This is a genomic window from Streptomyces sp. SID3212, assembly GCF_009865405.1.
In the GTDB taxonomy this organism is placed as follows: domain Bacteria; phylum Actinomycetota; class Actinomycetes; order Streptomycetales; family Streptomycetaceae; genus Streptomyces.
The window spans coordinates 1-1641 of sequence record NZ_WWJY01000228.1; the positions used below are offsets into that span (position 1 = coordinate 1).

General features: G+C 74.2%; 2 protein-coding genes. One reads left to right on the forward strand and one right to left on the reverse strand.

Going from position 1 to position 1641, the window contains the following annotated elements; genetic code table 11:
* The coding region (locus tag GT042_RS06740; protein WP_161307790.1) for a 4'-phosphopantetheinyl transferase superfamily protein at nt 1-510 on the forward strand (510 nt) is incomplete at its 5' end.
* Here GT042_RS06740 and GT042_RS06745 read toward each other — a convergent pair.
* Entirely contained in the window at nt 437-1429 is a 993-nt protein-coding gene (locus GT042_RS06745; RefSeq protein WP_161307791.1) for an AraC family transcriptional regulator, read from the reverse strand. The two genes, GT042_RS06740 and GT042_RS06745, sit on opposite strands and share 74 nt — an antisense overlap.
* Nucleotides 1430-1641 lie beyond the last annotated feature (212 nt).

Genomic DNA, 1641 nt, shown 5'->3' on the forward strand with positions numbered 1-1641 from the left:
TACCGGGCCGCGGTGGTGGCGAGGACCACCGACATCGCGGCACTCGGCATCGACGCGGAGCCCGCGGAGCCGTTGCCGCACGGGGTGCTCGGCCTGGTGGCGTCGGACCGCGAGCGGGCGGCGGTGGAGCGACTGGCCGCCGAGCGGCCGGACGTGCCGTGGGACCGGCTGCTGTTCTCGGCGAAGGAAGCCGTGTACAAGGCGTGGTTCCCGGCGACGGGCCGCTGGCTGGGCTTCGCGGACGCCCGCGTCGAGCCGGCCGCCGACGGTACGTTCCTGGCGTGCCTGCACCCGGCGGACCCGCCCGTACACGCTCCCACGCACTACGCGGGGCGCTGGCTGGTGCGTGGGGAGCTGCTGCTGACGGCGGTGGCCCTGCGGGCCGTACGGCCCTCGCCGCTCCCCTTGCTCCCCCCGGCCGGTACGCCCGCCCCGGTCAGCGGTCCAGCACGACGATACGGGCCGGAGCGCCCTGCCGGTGCGCCGACGGCGACCCGCTGCCCTTCCTGAACTGCTGCGGGCTCACACCCCGCACCCGCTTGAAGGCCGCGCTCAGCGCGAACGCCCCGCTGTATCCCACCCGGCGCGCCACCGTGGCCACCGTCGCGTCCGGCTCCCGCAGCAGGTCTGCGGCGAGCGTCAGGCGCCAGCCCGTCAGGTACGCCATCGGGGGCTCGCCGACGAGGTGGGTGAAGTGGCGGGCCAGGCCCGCGCGCGAGACACCGACGGTGTCGGCGAGCGACGCCACCGTCCAGGCCTTCCCCGGCTGTTCGTGGAGCAGCCGCAGCGCGGGACCCACCACGGGGTCGCTCTGCGCGCGGTACCACGCGGGCGCGCCGGACTCGGGAACCGCGAGCCAGGTGCGCAGCACACTGACGAGCAGCAGGTCCAGCAGCCGGTCCAGGACCAGCTCCTGGCCGATCTCGTCCTTGCCGATCTCGTCGGCGAGCAGCGCCACGAGCGGGTTGGGTCCCGCCTCGGCGGGCCGTACGAGCAGGACCGGCAGCGCGGCCAGCAGGCGCCGGCCGATCTCGCTGGGCGCCTGGTACGTGCCGCTGAGCATGACCGAGGAGCCGACCCTGGTGTCGTCGCCCCAGGTCCGTACCCCGAGGGCCATCGTCTCCGTGACGTCCTCGCCGTCGGTGGTGTTGCAGCGCTGTTCGGGGCCGACGACGATCTGGAGGGGCGTGTCGAGGTCGTCGGCGATGGTGTACGCGTCGGGGCCGCGCATCACGGCCACGTCCCCGGGACACAGCAGCACCGGGTCCCCGTTGTCGGGGATCACCCAGGCGTCGCCGCGCACCATAGTGACCACGGAGATCGGGGCCCGGTCCTCGACCCGGAGCGACCACGGCGGGTTGAAGACCGACTTGAGGAGGAACGCGCCGCGGGCCTTGGGACCTTCGAGGAGACCGGTCAGAGTGTCCATGTCATCACCTTAGACGACCCCGTATGAAAAGACACCGGTTCCGCATGATCCGTCTCAGCTCGCCACGCGGCGGTCGCGCGGTGGTATGCGCCCGCCCTCCCCGCGGGGGAACGAGAAGGAGGGCGGGCGCAGTTCAGGGGGAGGCGACGCCGTCAGGCGCCGCGCGCCGCGTCCCGGCCGTGCAGGACCAGCGCGCGCCCGAGGGCGCCCAG

Bases quoted from the DNA above. Each gene is read 5' to 3' on its own strand.
- GT042_RS06745 (WP_161307791.1), bottom strand. From the start codon at position 1,429: ATGGACACTCTGACCGGTCTCCTCGAAGGTCCCAAGGCCCGCGGCGCG.